The 22,468-nt window shown below is 38.2% G+C and carries 22 protein-coding genes and 2 pseudogenes; all 24 read right to left on the bottom strand.

Annotated features, from left to right (window positions below; translation table 11 throughout):
- Window positions 1-2: 2 nt before the first annotated feature.
- Window positions 3-236, bottom strand: coding sequence for a hypothetical protein (locus PSF86_RS05510; RefSeq protein WP_277899058.1), 234 nt, complete (start codon window positions 234-236; stop codon window positions 3-5).
- Window positions 237-451: 215 nt separating this feature from the next.
- Window positions 452-1,360, bottom strand: a complete 909-nt coding sequence (locus PSF86_RS05505) for a TolB-like translocation protein (RefSeq protein WP_277899057.1) — start codon at window positions 1,358-1,360, stop codon at window positions 452-454.
- A gap of 100 nt (window positions 1,361-1,460) precedes the next feature.
- Window positions 1,461-1,847, bottom strand: coding sequence for a hypothetical protein (locus PSF86_RS05500; RefSeq protein WP_277899056.1), 387 nt, complete (start codon window positions 1,845-1,847; stop codon window positions 1,461-1,463).
- A gap of 649 nt (window positions 1,848-2,496) precedes the next feature.
- Window positions 2,497-2,661 carry a hypothetical protein gene (locus PSF86_RS05495; RefSeq protein ID WP_277899055.1) on the bottom strand — a complete coding sequence of 55 codons (165 nt, stop codon included), beginning with the start codon at window positions 2,659-2,661 and terminating at the stop codon, window positions 2,497-2,499.
- 22 nt (window positions 2,662-2,683) lie between these two features.
- Window positions 2,684-3,439 (bottom strand): hypothetical protein, encoded by a 756-nt coding sequence (locus tag PSF86_RS05490; RefSeq protein ID WP_277899054.1) that lies wholly within the window; start codon window positions 3,437-3,439, stop codon window positions 2,684-2,686.
- 101 nt (window positions 3,440-3,540) lie between these two features.
- On the bottom strand, window positions 3,541-4,713 hold the full coding sequence (locus PSF86_RS05485; protein WP_277899053.1) for a M23 family metallopeptidase: 1,173 nt from the start codon (window positions 4,711-4,713) through the stop codon (window positions 3,541-3,543).
- 56 nt (window positions 4,714-4,769) lie between these two features.
- On the bottom strand, window positions 4,770-5,594 hold the full coding sequence (locus PSF86_RS05480; RefSeq protein WP_277899052.1) for a DUF3108 domain-containing protein: 825 nt from the start codon (window positions 5,592-5,594) through the stop codon (window positions 4,770-4,772).
- Window positions 5,595-5,705: 111 nt separating this feature from the next.
- On the bottom strand, window positions 5,706-5,933 hold the full coding sequence (locus tag PSF86_RS05475; RefSeq protein WP_277899051.1) for a methyltransferase type 11: 228 nt from the start codon (window positions 5,931-5,933) through the stop codon (window positions 5,706-5,708).
- 125 nt (window positions 5,934-6,058) lie between these two features.
- Complete coding sequence (locus tag PSF86_RS05470) at window positions 6,059-6,277, bottom strand: VOC family protein (protein ID WP_277899050.1); 219 nt, start codon at window positions 6,275-6,277, stop codon at window positions 6,059-6,061.
- Between the two features lie 39 nt (window positions 6,278-6,316).
- Window positions 6,317-6,664, bottom strand: a pseudogene (locus tag PSF86_RS05465) (NAD(+)--rifampin ADP-ribosyltransferase).
- 399 nt (window positions 6,665-7,063) lie between these two features.
- Entirely contained in the window at window positions 7,064-8,020 is a 957-nt protein-coding gene (locus PSF86_RS05460) for a S41 family peptidase (protein ID WP_277899049.1), read from the bottom strand.
- 751 nt (window positions 8,021-8,771) lie between these two features.
- Window positions 8,772-9,317: a dihydrofolate reductase family protein gene (locus PSF86_RS05455; protein WP_277899048.1), complete on the bottom strand. Its 546-nt coding sequence runs from the start codon at window positions 9,315-9,317 to the stop codon at window positions 8,772-8,774.
- 22 nt (window positions 9,318-9,339) lie between these two features.
- Complete coding sequence (locus PSF86_RS05450) at window positions 9,340-10,209, bottom strand: MBL fold metallo-hydrolase (RefSeq protein ID WP_277899047.1); 870 nt, start codon at window positions 10,207-10,209, stop codon at window positions 9,340-9,342.
- 122 nt (window positions 10,210-10,331) lie between these two features.
- Complete coding sequence (locus PSF86_RS05445; protein WP_277899046.1) at window positions 10,332-11,288, bottom strand: alpha/beta fold hydrolase; 957 nt, start codon at window positions 11,286-11,288, stop codon at window positions 10,332-10,334.
- A 2-nt stretch (window positions 11,289-11,290) separates the two neighbouring features.
- Window positions 11,291-12,100, bottom strand: a complete 810-nt coding sequence (locus tag PSF86_RS05440) for an alpha/beta hydrolase (protein WP_277899045.1) — start codon at window positions 12,098-12,100, stop codon at window positions 11,291-11,293.
- A gap of 121 nt (window positions 12,101-12,221) precedes the next feature.
- On the bottom strand, window positions 12,222-12,935 hold the full coding sequence (locus PSF86_RS05435; protein ID WP_277899044.1) for a LytR/AlgR family response regulator transcription factor: 714 nt from the start codon (window positions 12,933-12,935) through the stop codon (window positions 12,222-12,224).
- Complete coding sequence (locus PSF86_RS05430) at window positions 12,932-13,939, bottom strand: sensor histidine kinase (protein WP_277899043.1); 1,008 nt, start codon at window positions 13,937-13,939, stop codon at window positions 12,932-12,934. The genes PSF86_RS05435 and PSF86_RS05430 overlap by 4 nt, the downstream gene beginning before the upstream one ends.
- A 207-nt stretch (window positions 13,940-14,146) precedes the next feature.
- Complete coding sequence (locus PSF86_RS05425; RefSeq protein WP_277899042.1) at window positions 14,147-14,638, bottom strand: hypothetical protein; 492 nt, start codon at window positions 14,636-14,638, stop codon at window positions 14,147-14,149.
- A gap of 129 nt (window positions 14,639-14,767) precedes the next feature.
- Window positions 14,768-15,400 carry a peptide-methionine (S)-S-oxide reductase MsrA gene (gene msrA / locus PSF86_RS05420; RefSeq protein ID WP_277899041.1) on the bottom strand — a complete coding sequence of 211 codons (633 nt, stop codon included), beginning with the start codon at window positions 15,398-15,400 and terminating at the stop codon, window positions 14,768-14,770.
- 146 nt (window positions 15,401-15,546) lie between these two features.
- On the bottom strand, window positions 15,547-16,977 hold the full coding sequence (locus PSF86_RS05415) for a SusD/RagB family nutrient-binding outer membrane lipoprotein (protein ID WP_277899040.1): 1,431 nt from the start codon (window positions 16,975-16,977) through the stop codon (window positions 15,547-15,549).
- A 10-nt stretch (window positions 16,978-16,987) separates the two neighbouring features.
- Window positions 16,988-20,209 (bottom strand): SusC/RagA family TonB-linked outer membrane protein, encoded by a 3,222-nt coding sequence (locus tag PSF86_RS05410; RefSeq protein ID WP_277899039.1) that lies wholly within the window; start codon window positions 20,207-20,209, stop codon window positions 16,988-16,990.
- 873 nt (window positions 20,210-21,082) lie between these two features.
- Window positions 21,083-21,352 carry a VOC family protein gene (locus PSF86_RS05405; protein WP_277899038.1) on the bottom strand — a complete coding sequence of 90 codons (270 nt, stop codon included), beginning with the start codon at window positions 21,350-21,352 and terminating at the stop codon, window positions 21,083-21,085.
- Window positions 21,353-21,457: 105 nt separating this feature from the next.
- Window positions 21,458-21,715, bottom strand: a pseudogene (locus PSF86_RS17840) (hypothetical protein); the annotation flags it as partial.
- A 49-nt stretch (window positions 21,716-21,764) separates the two neighbouring features.
- Window positions 21,765-22,313 carry a DUF6597 domain-containing transcriptional factor gene (locus PSF86_RS05400; protein ID WP_277899037.1) on the bottom strand — a complete coding sequence of 183 codons (549 nt, stop codon included), beginning with the start codon at window positions 22,311-22,313 and terminating at the stop codon, window positions 21,765-21,767.
- Window positions 22,314-22,468 lie beyond the last annotated feature (155 nt).

The following is a 22,468-nucleotide window of genomic DNA, read 5'->3' as shown; positions in this document are numbered from 1 at the left end:
CTTTAATTTTTAGGGTTGACATGCATTCTTCTTTTTTGCTTCCTGATCCAGTTCTTTATGATATAGCCCTTCCACATATAAAGCCCGGATAGTACCAATAGTGGAAAGATTACAAACCTTACAATAATTGTTGGAATTTGATTTTCCGATATGGGTCCGTAGATGTATCCAATGATCGGAATACCTAAAATGATATGGAGCCACCGAATAAGTTTTCGTTCAGTAGAAGCTTTCATTGTCTTTACATTTTTTTAATATCCCAAAACTATAGGTAAAACGCTTAGACAATTCCGGAAATAGACATATCCTTAAAGTGTAGCGATGAAAATGCGAAAAGTGTCGACTTTGCCATTTAAAATCTGAGGCTATATGCTGACATAAGGTTAAATGACTGTTAGTTCAGTATTATTTAATAAGATGTGTATAATAGCTTGTTGTATGGTTAACAGACCTAATGTAAATGGATAGCTAATTTATCGGGAAGAGCTCCCACACCTACCCATTTTACATCCCTTTCACTGCTATAAAAAAAGTATTTACCATCGGGAGTCACATAAGGACAAAAATCATAAGAAGAGGTGTTTATATTTGTTCCTAAATTTTTAGCAGGCTTCCAAGTTCCATCATCCCTTTTTATGGAATAATACAGGTCTGCGCTACCTCTTGAGTCTTTCCTGTCGACTGAGGTAAAGATGATGGCTTTTTCATCCGAGCTTATATAAGGGTCGTGTTCCCTTTCCGGAGCATTGATAGCAGAACCAAGGTTTATTGGTGTCGTATAATGTCCATCTTTTAATTCGCTCATGTAGATATCATGGTTACCATATCCACCAGACCTGTTGGAAGCAAAATATAGGTTTCCTTTGGTACCAAAGGAAATATAAAATTCGGTACTATCTGAATTCACTGTATTTTCAAGTCTTGGGTCAGACCAGTTTCCGTCAGCTGAAGGTGAAACGTACCAGATATTAAAATCGTGGATGGTGTCATTATCGTGGATAGGGCGATCGGATATAAAATACAACGACCCATTGAGTGCAAAAACAGGATCGGCTTCAGAATAAGGTCCTTTACTAAAACCTGCCATATAAAAAGGAGACCAGTTTCCATCCTTATATTCCGTTAAATAAATATCTGAAATTCCATTAGCGGAACGGGAGAAATAAAATGTTTTCCCATCCCGGGAAAAGGCTGCGTTAAAATCAAGTCTGTCACTGGATACAATCCCCGGTAAAAACCGTAAAGCGGTAGATGACGGATATGGTGCAGGATAATTAATAACCGGGGCAACAACTTTATTTGTTTTGTTACCACATCCCATAATTATAATTAAAAAGAAAATAAAGTAAGTCGTTTTCATAGTTACAGTTTCACATTTTGTATTAATATTGATTCCTATATGGATTGGCCTTGTAGATACTTCTTTCGTTCTTCATCTTGTTAAAAATTGTCAGAAGTTTTTACTGTCCTTCAATTATAATTACTCTATTTTTGAAGATGCTGTCGTAACTGTCTTTAGGGTTCGGCATCCCTTCCGTCCAATGGTTTTGGAACAGTTCATACAACAAAGCAATTTTCGGCATCAGTCCCATCCGGCAACGTAATGGCTTCGGTTTTATGCTTAAAACGCGCGAAAAAACCGTTTTTAATGCCAGGTCTTTATCCGACGAAAGGTTTAAGGTGTCCAAATACTCTATTATTGGGCTTACGTCAGCTTTTAGTCCCATAGCGGAAACCATTTTGTTGTCAATACTATCGGTTTCTTTTGATTGTGGGTAGCACATATAAACCACACTTAATAAAATCGTAGTTAAAAATAGTTCGGTCTTGTTTTTAAATAGGTCCATAATATTGTTTTAAAATGTTATTTGCCATAGACATGGTGTTTTTGACTACTGTATCAACCCCTTCCAATCTTTTGGAGATCCACGGCAAGGCCCCACAATGCTGCTAAACACTTTCTCTAGGCCATAACGGAAACCAATGCTCCCCCTGAAATGAATGTTCAGTTCAATAATTTTAATAAAATCCCCACTCCCCAATTACCTTCAAAAAATAGTTGCCATGCTTTTTTATATTTTCCAGTATGGTTGATTGGATAGGAAGCGGGACAAAAATAGAATAACCATGGTACCCGCCCAGTTAATAAAAGGAATAAGTACCAGCCACCTTACTTCACAAGATAAACCTCGAAAAGTATCGCTATAATTATCGAATATTTTTCTCATTTACCTGCAAGCATGAAATTATTTAATCGCATCAGACATAAACTATTCTTCCCTATCGATGATAAAGCTGTTCTACAATTTAACGAAGCCAACTTTAGGATAATATTCCATAGCAGTGGTACGGACAGTAAAAGCATCATGGATTGCTTACCAAGTTTATCCTTTGTCAAATGAATGAGTTTTTTGCTGATTCCTTTTTCCTTATGATCTTCATGTACTGCCAAATAACAGCTCCATAACCAATCGGTGATTGATCGGGAAATACCTATCAATTTTTATCATGCCATGAAGTTACAATTAAATTTGAGTTTTGGTATATGGTGGCCATCCTTCCCTCATCATCAACCGGGCGGGGTAACCCACAATTCCTATATAGGTCGATCACTTGTTTTACATCTGGCTTTCTTGAATAACTATATACTATGTTTTTCATGTTTTTTAATCCCAATATGGTATTAATCTTCCGGATAAAGGCTCAGGTCGGGCATATACTTCCACATCTCTGATTGATTCAATGTCACTGATTCAGTGTACAGTCGCCATAGTTTATCCGGCATATGTTTTTGGGTGAAAATATTGACAACCCTTTCCATTTGTTCCATTCTATCGATGCACACATAAAGTTGGTAATTCTGCACCCCATCTCCTGAAACCGTTTTCATCCAGACAAATGGGATATCCCTTAAAAAGAATTCAAGGTAGCGTTTAAAGGACATCAAGAATTCATTGAATGTTCCTTCTTTAGGAATGGACACTTCAATGTTATGCACCTGAAGTATGTTGGATTTGTACCGGCCTCCTTTTGAATTACTATATTCCGATAAAACCATTCGATAGTTACCTGATGGGGTTTCAACATAAGGTATCCAATGGATATTGTTCAATTTACCATTTAACGCTCCATTTATCTTCCAATTGTCAAAATCCACCCAAGAGTGGTCTGGTGTTGCATCAATAAACCGGCCACGCCTTTCTCCGTTTATCACATACCATCCTATCCATGACCAATCATCCCCTTGGGCTTCATGCCATTCCAAATCCCTCTTATAACCGGCATTGAATGCACCTTTCATTCCAATACCATCCTTAATCTTGTACTCGTAAAAGGCAAATACATTATCTTGGCCTCTACTGTCAATTTCCTGCGCCAAAGTCATCAGTGGTACCAGTAAAAAAACATTCCAAATTATCCTCATTCTAAATTCTTTCATTAATTGATCAATTTTTATTGTTGTTAAAATATAATTAGTACTTCCCATAAAATAGATCAAACCTGACTTTAAGATAACTTATAAACCGGTTTTTACTTTTGTTATTCAAATTTGATAACAGTATTGGGGGCAGGACGGTCGTTTTTGAGAATGGAATCACTTAACTTTTTCACATAATCCCATGGTACTTTCCCAAAGTCGTCAAAGTCATTGTAAACACCCAAAACGGTATATTCTTCGAATTCGAAGGGGACACCTTCCGCACCCAAAGGAGAGTTGGCATTGGCAACATGAAAATGTAAATGAGGACCGGTTGCCTGTCCGGTAAATCCCAAAGATGCAATAACATCCCCCTTTTTAACTTTTTGGCCCGTTTTTACGCGGATGCTTCCGAATTTAAGATGTTCATAAAACACATAATTTCCATTGCCAATATCCAGGGCAATATAATTACCGGTAGCATTTGAGGCATTGTGTTTTGGATGTTGGTCTATATATTTACTATCCCTAAAACCTGTTTCTATAGCTGCTACTTCCCCATCGGAAACCGCCAAAACATCTGCGTTGTAGCCATACCAATCGGTTACTTTATTTCTATCACTCACTGCGGTTTTGCCATCATTATCCAATTTCATAAAATCGATGGCAAAGCGTCCCGGTATTCTCGCCTTTTCGTTTACTGCATATATTACCCTACGGTGCCCCCGTTGCCACTTGGGGTCGTAAATCGCTGCCCAAGGGCCACTTTTTAATGGTGCCCCTAAAACAATTGGGCCTCTATTTGAAAAATCTGCTTTAGCACCGGAGATGGTATAACTTTTACCTTCAAAAGAAAATGTGAGCCGATGTTCAGCTTCTATATTATTTTCAGAAGGCATTTCATATTCCAAATACAATACACTTGTACTTCCCGGTAAAAACAAGTACTTGTTTTTCTCCTTTGAAACACCTTGACCTGAAAGCCTGTCACCTAGATTCACTCCTGTACTTGTGTATAACGCTACTGATTTGTCAATGCTTATGACCTCTAACTTGTTAAGTTGAATGATATTTTTTGAAAAATTAGTCAGGTATAATTCATAGTATACGGTAGATTTCCCATTAATGGTCACCGCAGGACTAATGAACGGGATATCCATATCGATTGCGGTCACGTTTTTTTGGCCTAAAGTAGTTTCTAAACCCAATATTAAACCAAGAAATAACCATACAATAGAAATTAAATATTTCCTTTCATCAATCGTTCTGCACCGTTTTATATATAATGAATTCATTTAAACTTTTCCTTTTTTACTTCCTTGTTTTCCATGCAGATATAATAGCAATTGATCTACTGAATTGGCATTTCTATAGGCATCGATGGCAATTTGATTTTATGCCGTATAACTCCATCCCAATTATCCTCCTCCTTGATGAATTCATGTGTTTTTTTACTGATCCAAAATGTTTGGGAAAACTTTTTTCCATTTCCATTAATACCCGACCTGTTCAGTACCCAACAGTCTATTGTCTTACCATCATAGGAACTAACCCGTTCTTCGCCTGTTACATTATAGATGTTGTATTTGGGAGGTTGCTGCCCGGCATCGTAAAAATTAATGGCAAACACTTTGTCTGGTCCTAATGGCAGCATTTCAAAAGTTTCAATGTCCATGTGCCAGTTAAGCACGGGCTCATTGAAATCTAGTTTAAAGCCTAGTTCCACGGCATTGTTTGGAACGCTATCACTCCTAACAATCCTCCTATCTTCCCAATTATAAGCATGGGTTTTGTTTTTTATAGTTGCTTTTTTATAGATCGGTGCAAAGTCTGACATACGGTTTATGGAATAATATTCACGATAACTTGTAGTGTCTTCTCCTGTCCAAACTTCTTTGGTCACAAATACGTTTTCTCCATTTCGTTCTTCAATCTGTGTATTTCGTTTCCACAACCAGAAAGAAAATGACTTGGGTTTGTTAGGGAATTGCGTGTAAATAATATATTCCCTAAGCCCCGGTTTCAGGTTTTTTATTTGCAATACACCGGTGGCCGGAAGCTTTATGGTATCGTATTGAGCGTTTCCTTCTGAGGCCATTAAGTGAAAACAGATGAGTATCATAATCTGAATGAAACCCAAGTTTTTAATGCGTTTGGCTATGTTTATGTTTTTCATATTTTTAATTAGATTAAAACGTTTTAAAGATTAGCTCCTTTAGCTAATTAACATTCTATTTTACTGTTTATAGTTTATATACTGAATAATCCAATACCATAAAAACCAGGTTTAATCTGGCAATACCCTTGCCGTTAGCCCCAAATTCTTTACAATTTTTAAAACTGTCCTGATGTCTATTTGCCCATTGTGGCTTTCCACACGAAGGATGTTGTCACAATCCTCCAGATCAAAATTGATTTGATAGCTCGGGCATCTATTTTTGAGCCGCCTCAAAAGCTTATCGGCCTGTTTTTTTGTCCTGATATTGGTGCTGAAAACCTCTATCGTATTATTCAAGATTAAATACCATATTTTATCTTACAACAAAATTAAGAGCCAGGTTTTCATATGGGTTACAATCCATAAACTGTAACCCGTTTTAAGGATATTATAACCTTTTTAATCTCAATGAATTCACTGTTTTATTTTTCACTTGTCAATATAATCGGTGAAAGTTCAAGCCGACTATGACCGTCGGGAGTAACCATCATGGCAATTTCAACACATTGGTTTCCTAGTCCGGTAACCTGCCCGGCCCAGTTTCCCTCGACCATAGTCCGCCCCTCAAGTGTAAGTCCAAGCTCTTCAAAAAAAGTAATGCCCTCATCGAGTGGTTCTACCACGATGCCCATATTGTCCATTCGGATTAATGCATTTTTTTTCATTGTTCTTCTGAAATATTAATTAATGATTTTTCCGTTGTTATTTGCCAACTTTTCCTTCCATCTTTCAATTTCCTCTGGTGTTTGCTTTACCCAATCCCCCACTTCTCCTACGATCTTTAACGGTGCTTGGGAGCGGTATGAACGTGTCGGATTGCCCGGGAATTTTTTGTCCGTAACATTGGGGGGCATTTTCAAAATTACCTGTTGGTTCAACCACATAAACACATTTCCGCCCATCTCCTTTAGCTAATGCGGCAGCAAGACCTGCTCCATTCACCGAGGCGGTGAAATAAATGTGATTCATTTTGAGTTCAGGTTTGTAATTGGAGCTGCCCCTGGTGTCAGCAAATCACCAACCTGCAAATCTGCTTTTGTCCCATGATAGAAGGGCCCTTTGTCAGATGGTTTGTACTTAAACGAAGTTGCTAAATCATAATTCTTTTTTGCCTTGTCGGGGAGGTCCATTTCTTCATAGCATTTGGCAATGTTCAAATACAAGGAAGGGAATGCGCTCTTAACAGTATCGTCATTTATTTTTGAAGCATACTGCAAAGAGGTCTCTAACCATTTTAATTTGTCAGAAACATTTTTTTGATGTGGGGCAACATAATAGGCAACAGTAAATTTTTCAAAGTTGTTTGTCGCCTCCTTCCAGGCCTGGAGAAAAAGTTTGCTCGCTCCTTCCGGATTGCCTTTTCCCTCCATGTCCATCCCCTGAAGGCAAAGCTTAACAATATTGTTTTTCGGGTTAAATTCCATTTTCTATTTATTTTTCATTATACCTTCAATCAATTCAATGACTCTATCAACGGAAATATTCCGTTCTGTATAATAATCGGGTACGACTCCTTTTATTTCCCAATTTGATTTGGTTTTTGCATTAACAGGTGCCATTGCCGATATGGAAATCTTAAAGTTGTATGGCAGTGCGTATAGTTTGCTCATATAGGCACCGCCCGCACTTTTTTCCCCTATAACGGTCGCCTTTTCAAAGGCTTGGGCTGTGTAAGCAAAATATTCGGCAGCGGATGCTGTACCCCTGTCTATTATTATAAATAACGGCGTATCCACTCTCAATTTACCATACACCAAGTCCGACGTATAGGTGGTCATAGCCCCTTCTTCCGTATTCGATGAGTAGGTTGTGGATAGTAGGGTTGGTGGCCCATCAAAATAATGGTTTAAAATATATAACATGATTCCAGGATAGCCACCTACATTGCCCCTGATATCAATAATAAGTTTATTGGTATTCTCTACAAGTTTCATTGCAGCGACAGCGGTTTGCATTGACCGTTTCGGGTGCATAAATTTTGTGATCTTTATGTATCCGACATTATTTTCCAAAATTTGTACAGTCTCGAAACCATAATTTTTTTTGATTTCGGCATCCTTTTCCAATTCTTCCCAACTTTTATCGGTATCCCTTTCTTTAGTGAGGACATACATATGTCCATCGCTGCTGATTTTTCTCAAATCTTTGGATAATTTAGCGGCCAACGTATCCGGATTTTCATAGCTCAAATATTTCTCGGACTCCGTTAGTTTTTGAAAATCCTGAGCGATCTGTTTTCCCTTATCCTTAAACACATAGTGTTTTGATATCAATTCAGGGATAAGATCCGTTATCTCTTTAATCTGTTTTTCACTTAGGTGCTGGGCTGATGAAAAATTCATCAAAAATATGATCAGCAGTATTGATAATAGACCTTGTTTCATTGTTCTTCAGTTTTAGCTTGTGCACAAATACTTATCTGGCTTGCAACAAAAAATGGTCAATAAGTTGAATGACTAAGCCGCTATTTTATTGTTATGTATATCTAATTCAAATTCTTTAATGGTTTTATTTCCTAAAAAAGAATATCTTCTTTTATTCAACAAGCTTTTTCAATCCGTCTATAATTACAGTCCCATTTTCAGTTCAATGTTTTGCTTTTTCTTCATCATTATTGGATTGTATGATGGTCAATTCCGCTCCTCTTTTTACTTGCCTCACTTGATAGGTGAGAAGCAGGTAGTTTTCCGGTTTGTCCTCTAACCCAACTGCTCAAATAACTGTAGCTTAGTTTCTCATTTGGGATAAATTCCAAAACCACACCTTTATCCACATAAGTCTGTCCTTCATATTTACCTGTCCAAAGAATTTAGCTACCTACTTCCCAAAATTGTTTCTTTATTTGAGCCAAAAAAATATTGCCTTACCATTTCAGGATTGCTTAAAGTGTCCCAAACTTTTTCTAAAGGTGCTTTGATTGTTGTCTGATACTTTGCTTGATAACTTATTTGCATAATTAGATGTTTACTTTTTTGTTTTGTTATTCACACAATAGGCACAAGGACTAATATTTATCTTAATAATTGTCCTGAGGACGGGTTAAGCAAGGGGCTTTAGTGCCTGGTCAAAAGCCAAGGATATCGATATTAAAAAAATAATGAAACAGATTATATGTCCAACGGATTTCATAACGATTCATTTTATGTATTTTAAAACGACACCGCTTGTCGAAAGCTGATCTGCAGAAGCAAGAGATAAATTTTTGTATGAGGCACCTTTTCTGAATAGAGGTCGCCCGCTTCCTGAAATAACAGGTGCAATCACAATGAGGTATTCGTCAAAGAGGTCATCATTAATAAAAGTCTCAGAGAGATTAGCACTACCGAACACATACATATCCTTTCCATCCTGCTCCTTAAGTTTTTGGATTTCAGCGGAAACATTTTCTTTTATCAGGGTAGTATTGTTCCAGGTTGCCGATTCCAGTGTTTTTGAGATGACCACTTTGGGTATTTTGTTCATCAGGTCGGCTATTTCCCCTTTCGCCTTTGTCCAATGGGCTGCCATACCTTCATAAGTTACACGGCCAAAAACAAGGTAGTCTGCGGAATGTAATTGTTCAATGCTCAGTGTTTCAAGTTCCTGTCCCCAAATTGCATCATGAAAGGGAAAGTCCCAGTTTTGGTCCCCTTCAAAATAACCGTCAAGGGTTATGATATCCCACATGATTAGTTTTCTCATTTTTTATATATATTTTTAGATTTCATTCAAGACTATTATAGATATATCCAACCAAACTATTTGAATCATTACTGTGCTTCACGTTATATTCTGAAGTTAGTGACATGGCCTGTGTTTCTTCCAAGGTCTTGCCATCGTCTTTGGCTTTTCGGACCCGTTCACGTATAGTCACTAGCATTTCCCGATAATTTTTAAGTATGCCTTTATCGGTTACTTTTCCGTGGCCCGGAATGATTTTAGTATCATCGTTTACGATAAACAATGCATGGTCGAGTCCTTCAATTACACCATTTATGGAACCTCCGGAGTTGATATCGATAAATGGATATCTGCCGTTAAAAAAGACATCTCCCATGTGTATAACGTTTTCAAAAGGAAAATAAATGAATGAATCCGTGTCCGTATGTGCTTTGTGCACATGCATGATCATAATTTCGGTATTCCTGTCCAAATGCATCGTCATATTATCCGAATAGGTAATTTGTGGAAGCGCCATATCTGGGACTGCTTCCTGAACCCTACCTCCACCTTGATCCTGTTTGACACTCATTCTCTTAAAAACATTGTCATGGGCAACGATGACAGCCCCTTGTTTGGCCATGTTTTCATTTCCGCCGGTATGGTCGCCGTGCCAGTGGCTATTGATCAGATATTTTACCGGTTGATCGGTGATGGTCTTGATTTCTGCCAATATTTTGGGCGTAAGCTCAGCAAATTGGTCGTCGATCATATAGACACCGTTGTCGGTCACCGCCAGTCCGATATTTCCGCCCCCTCCGTACAGGACATAGACATGATCTGATATTTTTTCTGAAGTGATAGTGACATCCTGTGCCGTAAGGCTGTTCCCTATGATGGTAAAAATGAAGATTAAGGATTTGATAGATTTCATTATGTTGATTATTAATAAAATTTATTTTTTTGTAATCGAATCGATGTGTGTTCTCCCTAAGGCAACGACTTCCACATCCTTTAAAGGGTATTTTAGAAATGTAATTAAAATCATTAGTTATTTCAATTCGATGAATAATGTGATAGTAACCATGTATTAATGCTCCTAAAAATCCCAGGAATAAATTTATTGGACAAATCGTGCCCCAACCCTTTAACAATAATCAATTTGGATTGTGGAATAGCTTCATGAAGGCTTCTGGCTTCTTCAACCGGGATTAAGGGATCTTTACCCCCATGTAATACTAAAGTGGGCACTTTCAATTTGGAAAGAGCCGACCTGCGGTCACAATAATCTCCAATTGTTATGGCGGCAACTTGTCGCTCTGTGCCTTCCGGATACCAGCACCGTTGGATACGGGCTTTTGCTTTTTTTAGCAGGACACCTTCTTTATCCGTACTTCCTAATACTTTATAGATAGCTACCATATGGCCGGCAAGTGAATCAGGGTCATCAGTTGCAGGCGGGGGTGCACTTAGTGCTTGTATTATTTTTGGATCACTAGGCAGACGTGCTGGATTGCCCGTCGTGGAAGCAATACATATTAAGGCCTCTACATAATCTGGATTGTTTATAGCAATAATCTGGGCGATAGCTCCCCCCATTGAGATTCCGCATATAATGGCTTTTTCTATCTTTAAATAATCCATAAGCCCTGTTACATCTTTGGACATATCTGATATGGAATATGGCAAAGTCGCCCCCGAACATTTTCCTATATAGGGCATTATTTTTTCCCAATTTGGTTTACCCAAACTATCAAATTTTGAAGATAACCCGCTGTCCCGATTGTCAAAACGTATCACAAAATAACCGTTTTCCACAAGTTGATTGCAAAATTCTTTAGGCCAATCGGACATGCAGGCACCAGTACCATTTATTAAAATAATGGGTTGTTGATCACTTTCCCCTAAAGTTTCATAGGCTATCTTTAGACCGTTGATTGATGCATATTTTGTTTGTCCGATACTTATAGCTGTATAGAAAACCAATACTGCTGTTAATAGATTCGATTTCATATTTATATAGTGTTTATTATTCCCTCTCTCAATACACCGCATAAGTATTTAGTTATCAACTTATTGAAACCTATTATCATCTCATCAGGAATATCATGTGAAACGTCTTTGTAAACATGAAGGTTTACATCGTAATTATTATCTTTTAATAGTTGAAAATATTGCTTTACTCTTTCAATTGGCACAATATTGTTTTCTATACCATGAAAGATTTCTATTCTTGCCAGGGATTTTTGTGTTGGTTTGATCTGTGGTTTAATTATTCGGTTGTCCAATGTGGTAAATAATGGGCAAGAAAGACTAATAAGGTTGTTACACCTGACACCAATCACATAAGCTAGGTCTTCCCCCTGACTTGCACCAATGATTACTGGCTTCTTACCAGGTTTATACTTTGATATAATAGACTTAATGAATTTACTTCGCTTTTCACCTTCAGTTAAAAGCAATTCCATTTTTTCATCCTTAGGTAGTGTATAATAACTATTCGGTATAATTCTAAAAAATGAAAAATATCCTTGATAACTCGGGTATTGCCCTTGTACCAATATAAGCCTGACCGGAAAATCAAAACCTGTTAAAAACTTACTGAATTCATTGGGAGTAGAGCCTTTCCAATGCAGGCCTATTATAATGGGGATCCTTGTGTCGGATAAATCAGTATTCACTACGATGTGCTTGAATTTATATCCAATTAACTCATCTAGTATTTGGTTTTCAATTGTAGACTGAGCAGATACGCTGCTATGGAATAAAATAAAAAACAACATCATTATTCCAACTGATAATAAGAGACTCTTTATTTTTCCCATTCTGTTATTTTAATTTATGGTATCTTGTAATTATTCAATTATTTCGCTCACTAACAAATTTGCATGTTCGCATATTTCTAATTGTAACACTTTATAAATTGTAACCTACTTTAACAATACTTTAATGTTTTCCACCACCCAAAATCTTAGTTACATTTTCTTTGTGTGATTCACCTATGGGGATTCCCTGATGACCAATTAACACAAAATCCCTTTTTATGGATGTTACCTTTGGCACGCATACGATATAGGATTTGTGGATACGGACAAATAGCTCAGCTGGTAGTTTTTCGATGATTGCCTTTAGGCTCATTCGGGTGATAACCGGCCTTTCCGAAGTGTCCAGGTGGATTTTAATGTAATCTTTCATCCCTTCTACAAAACGTATATCATCAACAATAATCTTTACAAGGCTATACTCAACGTTTACAAAAAAATGAGGCGGTTCCACCATGGATTGATTAGCTTTTGCTTGGCGTAAATCATATAAGGATTTAGCTTTGTTACAAGCCTTTATAAAGCGTTCCAGGGCAACCGGTTTTATTAAGTAATCAACTACATCCAGAGCAAAACCATCCAGAGCATATTGCTCATACGCAGTGACAAGTATTACCATTGGCGGCTCCGTCAAGGTTTTTAAGAATTGCAGTCCGTTTAGACCGGGCATCTGGATATCCAGAAAAATCAGGTCCACCTCTTCGTATTGAAGTACCTCTGCAGCTTCATAGGTGTTTTTGCACCGGGCTATAAGTTGCAGGTAAGGTGCGCGCCGGATGTTATCCACTAAAAGGTCTAGTGACAATTTCTCATCATCTATGGCCAAACAACGTATCATGATAGCAGTAATTTAAGGTGAATATTGAATATTCCATTATGGTCCGATATAGTAAGTCGGTACCGGTTGGGATAAAGTAATTTTAAACGGGCCTGTACATTGACAAGACCAATACCTGAATCCCTATCCTTTGATTCCCCCTTTTCTGTGCTGAATTTGTTCTTTACCGAAAACAATAGGTTTTGCCCTTCTGCCTTTAGGTCAATATAAATAAAAGGTTGCTTTGTTAGGGCAACCCCATGTTTAAAAGCATTTTCCACAAAAGGGATCAATAACATCGGTTCAATGGTAAGGTCGTCCTCCTGAATGTGCATTTCAGCCCTAACCTCTACATCTTCATCAAAGCGTATTTTTTGCAACTCTATGTAACTTTTCAAATAATCGATTTCCCGATGCAAGTGTACTTTTTGTGTATCGGATTCGTATAGCATGTACCGTATCAGGTCAGCAAGCCGAATAAGGGAAGGTTCGAGCAGGTCTGACTTATGACGTGCCATGGATACCATATTGTTCAACACATTAAAGATAAAATGCGGACTTATCTGCGATCTCAGGAATTTAAGCTCAGAGGTAAGTTGTTCGGCTTGTTTTTCTTTTAGCACTTTCTCGTAGTTAATTCGGTCCAATACCACTTTGTAGATAATACTCACCACTATGGACAAAAGGTTGGGGAATCCCAAAAGGGCATCCATGTCCTCTGTAACGGTCGTTCCGGGAAAAACGATCTTTAGGATGAAATGTTTTAGGGAAAATGCAAAAACAATTAATAGCACCAAGGAAATAATATATAACCACCAATGCCTCCGGCTCACCAATTTGGGGTATAAAAAGTAGGCATTGAAATAAAAGATTCCCAAATGGATGAATCCTGCAATCAGGTTAAACGACATTGGAAAAAAATTATGATAGACCCCCGGTATAATCAACGGCAAGCTAAGGATCATACCCCAAATGATAATATGGAATGTTATGGTTAAACTATCTGAATTTTTTAATAAGTGCATATCATTGGCTTCAAACAACATTTAAAATTATAGCTTTTCAACTATTGAACCGGGATGTTTCGGCATTAACTGTAATTGTGTCTACCAAACAGTAAATTTTAGCGACCAAACCATATTTACCTCTTTTGCCTTTTTCCCTTATGAAGAATTCTACAATATACTCTCTTGGCAATGAAATTTAGATAGCTGTTAAAAATTATTGTGAAGCTACCTTACATTTTTGTTGTATATCAAAGAGATTGGAAGCCCCATACATAATATTAAGATAACCATACCGATAATGTCCTGTACATGGGTATTATTGAGGTCAGCGGTATTGCTAAGCGGAAGAACAATAAGGTTCATAACGCACCATATAACTAGGCCATAGACTATCCCTATGAAATAGATATTGGCCTTGTGTAGGCGTAGCTCTAATTTAGGATAAAAATAAAAGAACAGTGTTGTCCATAAAAAAGCTATCAAATAATGAAAAAGGCCACCCATATAAATCATGAAGCTCCCCCTTTCAAATGCAGCCTGGCCAAATACTCCACTGGCTATAAACCTGAAAATCCTTGAAACATGCTCACCCCCTTGCGCCAAAAAGTTAAACATGGCGGCCGTAATGTCAGCTGTACCCGCCACTAATGTGGTGATCCCTATTTTTTTAAAAGACAATCTTAAATCCCTTATTTTAATCCGGTTGATTTGGTTCATGATAATTTTAATCTTAACCCACTTACCATAAAACCACTTGACAACAAAGGGTGTCAGAGTTATCAATAGTACTGGCTCTCGGCAAATGGCATCATGTCAATGATTAAGGTTTTAGTCCGTTGCAAACAGCTATTTGTTTATTGAAAGTGTATCATGTGCTTGCTCAATTTTTTTATAATCTTTTATCAACAAAGCGGGGCAAGTTTGCCTGAATTGTTGTATCCTTGGTATGGAAACTTCACGGATATAAGAATGGTCAGGATTGCGCTCTTCAAAATCCTGATGGTAATCATCAGCGGGCCAAAATTTTTTGAACAATACAATTTCGGCCGCGATTTCAGCATTCAGTTTTTTGGCCCATTCAGTCTTTTTTGTTTCGGCTATCTTTTTTTCAGCAGTATTCCGATAGAAAATAATAGACCGGTACCTTATTCCAAGGTCAGGTCCTTGGCTATTGATCTGAGTTGGATTTTGTGAGCTAAAATAGACCTCTATTAACTCGGAAAAGCTGACCACTTTTGGGTCGTAGATCACTTCTACGGTCTCTGCGTGGTCGCCTATATCATCCCCGTTAGGCCTTTTAGTCCCTCCGGAATAACCGGAAACCACCTCTTTTACCCCAACCACGCTCTCATAAATAGCTTCTACACACCAAAAACAACCGCTGGCAAAATAAGCTTTGGCCATACCATTATGTTCAGGAACGTTTGCGGATTTACATGAAACTAAAATCAAAATCGATATGTAAAATAATACTTTCATTTTTTTGTTTTTTAAAGGTCCTTTAATAAGGAATATAAGGGCAACAAATATAAGTTGCCCTTACCATCTTTTCAATTATAAACCCTCATCCAAGTTTTATAATGAAAAGACCAACTCAAATTAAACATCATATATCTAACTAACTTCTAATTCATATCCCAAAAAAGTTTGGTGGTCTGTGCATCGCCCCCTATAGCCGTAGATGCAGCTTCCCAATTAACCTCATTTAGGTTTTGCTCGTTCACAGGATACGTATATCTTGTGGGAACAGGATTACCGGTATTGACAGGTAGGTTAAACGCCGGCGTGTCAAATTTCCTCCAAACCGTCCAGCCTTCGAAGCCCCGGTTGTACATGGCCAGCCAAAATTGATTACCTATCTTTTCCCTCCAATCTCCAGGCGCAGTATCGTAAGCCACATCAGGGTTTGCCAAATAAGTTGCTACGTCAGGAATGCCCCAGTATTCAAAAGATGCGGTAATCCCATTGTTGTAATGTTCTTCAGCCGTACCTCCAACAGACCAACCCCTTGCAGCAGCTTCGGCAAGGTAGAACGAAACTTCAGCATAATCTATTAAACATGCGGGTGTCGTAAACTCATGCATGATATCCCCGATGTGTGTGTAATCTGAAAAAGTGTTACTGTCTCCATAGGGGCCACCCACATATACGCCTACACCCAAATTGTCGTCAAAATAGGCACTACGTCTTGGATCGTTTAAATTGTTCATAAAATCTACAGTGGTATTGGCGACAATAAAGTCGGTCCTCCCTGACTGGACCAATGACAACCATACGGGATTAGGGTTTGAAGCACTTAAATAGACAAACGATGCGTTGTCTGCATTAGAACCAAAAACACCAGTACTATAAGCACTTTCAACAACCGTCTGGGCTAAAGATGGATTGACGTCAGCCAAACGGATGCCCAACCTCAATTTTAATGAAGTAGCAAATCTTTGCCATGCTGTCAAATCACCTTCATAAAGGTTATCTATGCTAAATCCAGTCCCGCTGCTCAAATCAGATATAGCAACGTCAATTCGAGCCAATAAATCCCCATAAATATCAGCAGCAGCATCATAAACAGGCAATGGGATTTCCTTGGGTTTAAAGGCTTCGGAATATGGGATGTTTCCATAAGTATCCACAAGTTGTTGCCAAGCGTATATCGATAATACCTCGGCCTGTGCTATCCTGGCTGCTTTATCGGCTTCAGTCAGGTTGGGGTCTGTATCGGCCATAACAATTTCTTTAGCCGTTGTTAAATCCAACAATACATCCCGGTACATCTCTGACCAATGAGCTTGTGGTATATTCCTGTTTGTTAAATTATAATTGGCTTCATCAATGTATGTGGTTTCCGTCCAGTATTGAGCCAACAACCTATAAACATTGAAGTTTACACTTGTATTCGTCATTTGGTCCACTAAACTTTTTGTAGCAGCGTTAAATAAAAAATCTGCTTCAACCTCAGTAGGGTTTTTTGGATCTGTATTATAGTCCTCAAGCTTGTCATCACTCATGCACGATGACAAGAGGATCAGGGAAAAAACGGTTATAAATATTTTTTTCATAATAATTTTTTTAGAACTGTAATTTTAAGTTTACTCCTATTTCTTTGATGGATGGGTATACACCGGAATGGTAGCCTTGAACATTCCCGGCGCCTAAACCGGCTTCAGGGTCAGCATAAGGGACATCTTTGTCGATTATCCAAAGGTTTTTACCTATCACTGAAAAAGAAGCATTGGTAAATGGTGTCCTGTCAAGGACTTTTTCTCCAAAGTTGTAGGTTAAACTAGCTTCCCTAAGTTTTACAAAACCGGCATCGTAAACATGCTGTTTATTGGCTGCTCTTTGATAACCCCACGGGTTTGCATACCATCCTGCATAAGCCCTTACATTATTAGGGGAACCATCTTCCTTCACTCCGGGCAAAATTACACCACCGCTGTCAGCTCCATCTGTTACCGGATCCCTTACCGGGTTGCCAAGGTCATTGGTCCCTGCAGTAAAATCGTACAGTCCTGTGGCATATCCGTACCAGGTATCAAGTGAGAATAAATCACCGCCTTTTTGGATATCTATTAAGAAACTTAGGTTAAAATTTTTATAGTTAAAACTGTTGGAAATCCCAGCGGTCCAATCTGGATTAATGTCCCCAATAACTTCATTGTTGGTTGCTGTTGTTAAATAATAACCATTGGCACCTACTATAGGTTGCCCATTCTCGTGGTATACCAAATCGGTGCCCCTAATAGTTCCATAAGGTTGTCCCGGTGTGGCATTTATGGAAACTCCCCCTTGAAATGAACCCAATTCTAAGTTGTCAATACCGTTGAGCAATTCAACGACCATGCTTTCATTCTTGGCCCAGTTAAGGTCTATGTTCCAAGAAAAATCCGACATCTTCAATGGTATAACATTAAATTGCACTTCCCAGCCTTTATTTTCAATGGTTCCCGCATTCAACAACGAGGCTAAATAACCGGTGCTGTTGGAAATTGGGACTGCTGTAATTTGATTTATGTTTTTAGCATTGTAATAAGAAACATCAAAACCCAAACGGCGGTTAGCAAATTGCATTTCCAGGCCAACTTCCCAGTTTTCTTGCTGTTCCGGAAGCAGGTTAAGATTTTTTAATGTACTGTTGTGACTTGCCATCCCGCCATTAAATGGCGGGATTACTATATCATAAGTGTCGAAGACATTATATGGACTGGTATCGTTCCCCACTTTACCATAATTGCCCCTTAGTTTACCAAAGGATAACCAATTCGCTTCAATCAATTGAGAAAAAAGCAAAGATCCCGTTACAGACCAGTAATCATAAGTGTTGTTTTGTTTGGGAAGTGAAGATGACCTATCCCTTCTGTAGGTACCCTCTATATATGCAAAGTCATCATAGCCCAAACTAGCCTGCACATAAGCTCCGTCCACTATTTTGGCAGCCTCATATTCTGCTGTTACTATTGGCCCTACACTATTGGCAAGTGAATAAATATCTGCTACCAGTAAGCCACTGCTGGTAGTTCCCGTAAGTGTGTTCCAATCATTTCTTCTCAGGTTAAATCCAAGTGTCCCGGCAAAATCCAATTTATCACTTAGCTCCTTGTTCACATTGAAAATCAAATCGTAATTGTACTCGGAGATATTTCTGTTTCTCCTGGTATATTGAGGTAAGTTTGAACTTCCTACATTAGTTCTTTCTTCCTGTATTTCGGCATAAGTATCATATGTAAAACGTCCCATTACCGATAACCAATCAGTTAATTCGTAATTCAATACTACATTCCCATAAAACCTGTTCCGGGTATCGGTTTCGTAGTTTTCATAAAATGTCCAGTAAGGGTTATCCGAATAGATGGGAACAGGGTTATCATATGTACGAATGTTCCATGTAGTATTAAGTCCGGTTTGGAAATAAGTTCTCTTTTGTTCAGCAAGATCTACATTGGTTTGAAACCATTGCCTAAATTGCTGCATGACATTATTGGCATCATAACCCGTTCCGTAACGACCCTTACCATCTGTTTTGGTAAAATTGAATAAAGTGGAAACGGATAATCTATCAGTAAAATCGTGAGACCCATTAAAATTTATGGAGTTTCTTTTAATTTGACTATTGGGCAGGTTCCCTTCCTGTATCATATTGGTGAACCCCAATCTAAAAGTATTTTTTTCAGTACCACCATCTAAAGATATAGAGTTGACCGTTGTCGCTGAAGTTTTCCAAACATAATTTGGGTCATTGGCCCCGGCCACCCATGGGCTTGCTTGTTGATAAGTATCCAATTCAGGGAATGCAGAATCCCATTGATAAATCATTAGGCCAGAGTTAAAAGCTGCTCCATACGACGCATCTTCAGTAAATGGTGTAGTGAGATCCTCAACACCATCACCATCTACATCGTAAAGCCCAAAGTAACCGTCAGGACTATCATAAAATGGTCCATATCCGGCACCATACTTTTTTTGGTATACAGGAAGTGTTTCCTTATCTGCACTACCGACCATAAGGCTGGAATTAATTGTCACACCAATACCTTTCCCCTTTCGTCCTTTTTTGGTGGTGATCATAATAACCCCGTTGGCCGCCCTTGAACCATAAAGTGCAGAGGCGGCTGCCCCTTTAAGTACATTAATAGATTCGATATCATCTGGGTTAATATCCGAAGCGGCATTCCCGTAATCATATCCCCCCTGTCCCATCATTTGGGTACCTGAATTAGGGGTGTCGTTGTTGACCGGTACACCGTCTATTACAAATAAAGCCTGATTGTTTCCTGAAATAGAGCTATTACCTCTGATAACTACATTGGTCGAACCTCCAAGCGTCCCTGATGATTTGATGTCCAGACCAGCGACTTTACCAGAGAGGGAATTAACAAAGTTTTGACTCTGTACTTTAGAGACGGCTTCTCCATCAACTTCCTGTGTTGCATATCCCAAAGTTTTCTTCTCCCTTGAAATGCCCAGTGCCGTTACCACAACTTCGTCCAAGGCCTGGGCATCTTCTTCCATTTGTACATTCACCACATCAGAAAAGCCAACCGTACGTTCAACGGCTTTTAGCCCCACGTAAGTGAAGGATAGGATATCCACGGGATTTACTTCAAGGGTATAATTACCATCAAAATCCGTTTGAGTCCCGGTCGAAGTCCCTTTAATCAGAATATTCACCCCGGGCAATGGAACACCCCCACCGTCCGTAACAGTGCCGGAAACTGTTTTTTTTTGAGCATAACTTGATGCTATTCCACACATCAGAAATGCTATTAAAATTAAATAGTTCTTTACTTTCATAAATGTTTGAGATTAGATTATTTGATTAGAATCATGAAAATGAAAGGCAGAAGGGTTGTCCTATGTGAGTGCTAATTCAAAAAAATCAAACAATGAGAACAAAGTTATTGGGAACCCAAAAGTTGTCTTCTTATCTGAAAAGAAAAACCCTGAACTGCCTTACCTTTCAAAGTTGTGTTACAAAAAAACACAAGAATAAAAACATTGCTGTTAAGTCTTATAAAGTGCAACGTTACATATCATCAGATGAAACATGCAGATAGGATCTTCATAATGAACAGTAGATTTAAAAACTTTTATCCATATCAAATCTAGGCAACCGATATAACCACATAAAATAGCCCCCCTGATTGCATTTTATATATTGAATGTGGTCACTTCAAATTAAGTAGTGATAAGAATAAATTGGATGTAGAACCCTTGGACATTTGATTTGAAAATATTATCCTAAGATTGTAGTAGGATATGTAGTGTTCAATTATTTAATGGGGAGAAAAGTGTAGTGCTTGCTGGATTATTGTCTATCGGTCCAGCATAAAAAGTAATAGCAACTTAAAAGCATTTCACTTTCAAACCGCCACTAAGCTTACTTACTTGTTTAGACTTTTCGATAACCTTGAAACCCGCTAACTCTTTTATAAAATGTTAGTTACAGCAGCCGCTATTCTTCAATCCATAAAGAAGTGTTTCCTTCTTAATTAAAATAGACGGCGAATCTTTAATTAATGATATACTTATACGGTTCAAATAGTTCTATCAGGTTGCCTGAAGGATCCGCCAACAGAATTTGTGCGCCACCCTTACCTTTTATCATCTCATTTCTGAATGGAGTGTTCATTGCCTCCAGTTCTTTGATCTTCTGCTCAAGATCATCTAACCGTATCTGAATTCGATTCTATCCTCCGGGTGCAGGTACTGAACCATCTGAGAGTGCTTGGCTTGTCCTGCCCCTCCCTGTCCGGGTATGTTCAACAGCAAATAAAGGCTGCCTGACTCGAGCATGGCAAAGCTGTTATCAAGGGAGTGCATTTTTACAGTGAACCCAAGAAATTGTGTGTAAAAATCAATGCTCTCTTCCACATCATTGACTATATATCTGATGTACACTTTGTTTTGTTCCGGTGTTTTGATTACTTCTTTCATAGTGTTTGGATTTTTTGCGACGAAGTATTGCCAAAACCAAATGTAGTTAGAAGTAAAGTCAGTACAATTATGTTTCTCTTTTTTTCATATGGCTAAGATAGTTTGTTAAGCTCTTAGGAAATTGTACATATGCGACATTTTAAACCAGAGATTCAGTAGTCGCCATATAGTCTGTACGGCAGGCGTATTTGAAGTATTTTTTTGGTGAATATCCCGAGAATTCCTGAAATCACAAATAGAATGGGATTGGTCATAATATCCATTTTCGTATGCAATTTCAGTCAATGACTTTGTGGTGTCTGTATTATTTTTGATAATATTTCCAAATCTTGCAATATTCAAGAATACCTGTGGGCTAAAACCGGAAAACTCCCTAAACTTTCTCTCAAATTGTCTCCGAGAGAGGTTACAATCACTTGCTAACCTCTTCTATCGAACAGGGATAATTTTTATTAATAGTATCCCTGATTGTGTTAAGGATGTTTGAATATTCCGCTCTAACATGAACCATGCGTTTAATCAGAAACTCTGATACCAATTGTACACGTATAGCGTTATCTGATTCCAATATTACTTTTTCCTCCAGGATTTCCCCTTCCTTTCCATAAAGGGTTTTGAGTTTTGAACTTTGGTCGCTTATTTCAGGTGTTGGCAACTGGAAGAGCTGTGAGATCGTATAGGAATAGAGGCTCACTCTGAATATTCCAAAATCCTGGGCAACAATAAATTGCCCAAAGGATCGTTTCTGCCTATAAACACCGGATCGGAAACATTTCTGTTCATTGTTGTCTATGATGTGCTTGAAAATTCCTTTATAGTAGAATATAAATTCTGGGCAACTTTCCGCCAATGCCCCATATACAAAGGGTTCTTCCTTTGTAAAATTGCCTTCTAGAACCCAAAAATGCTTCACAAAACCAGCAATGGCCTTTGGAGCCCGGATCATATCAAACTTAAGCATGTATCGGATAGGTTTTAATATTCATTCAATTTCACTTTTTATTTGCGATTATTGTTGCTAATGACTTTGTGTATGTGGAGTTGCGGATTTCCCACACCAGCTTTTTGGTTTACAATATAGTTTAATTTAAATAAAAAGCGATTCGGGTCAACACC

It is taken from the genome of Galbibacter pacificus (genome assembly GCF_029603165.1).
GTDB lineage: Bacteria > Bacteroidota > Bacteroidia > Flavobacteriales > Flavobacteriaceae > Galbibacter > Galbibacter pacificus.
The sequence above is the reverse complement of the archived record's forward strand: the minus strand, read 5'-3'. Positions and strand labels throughout refer to the sequence as shown.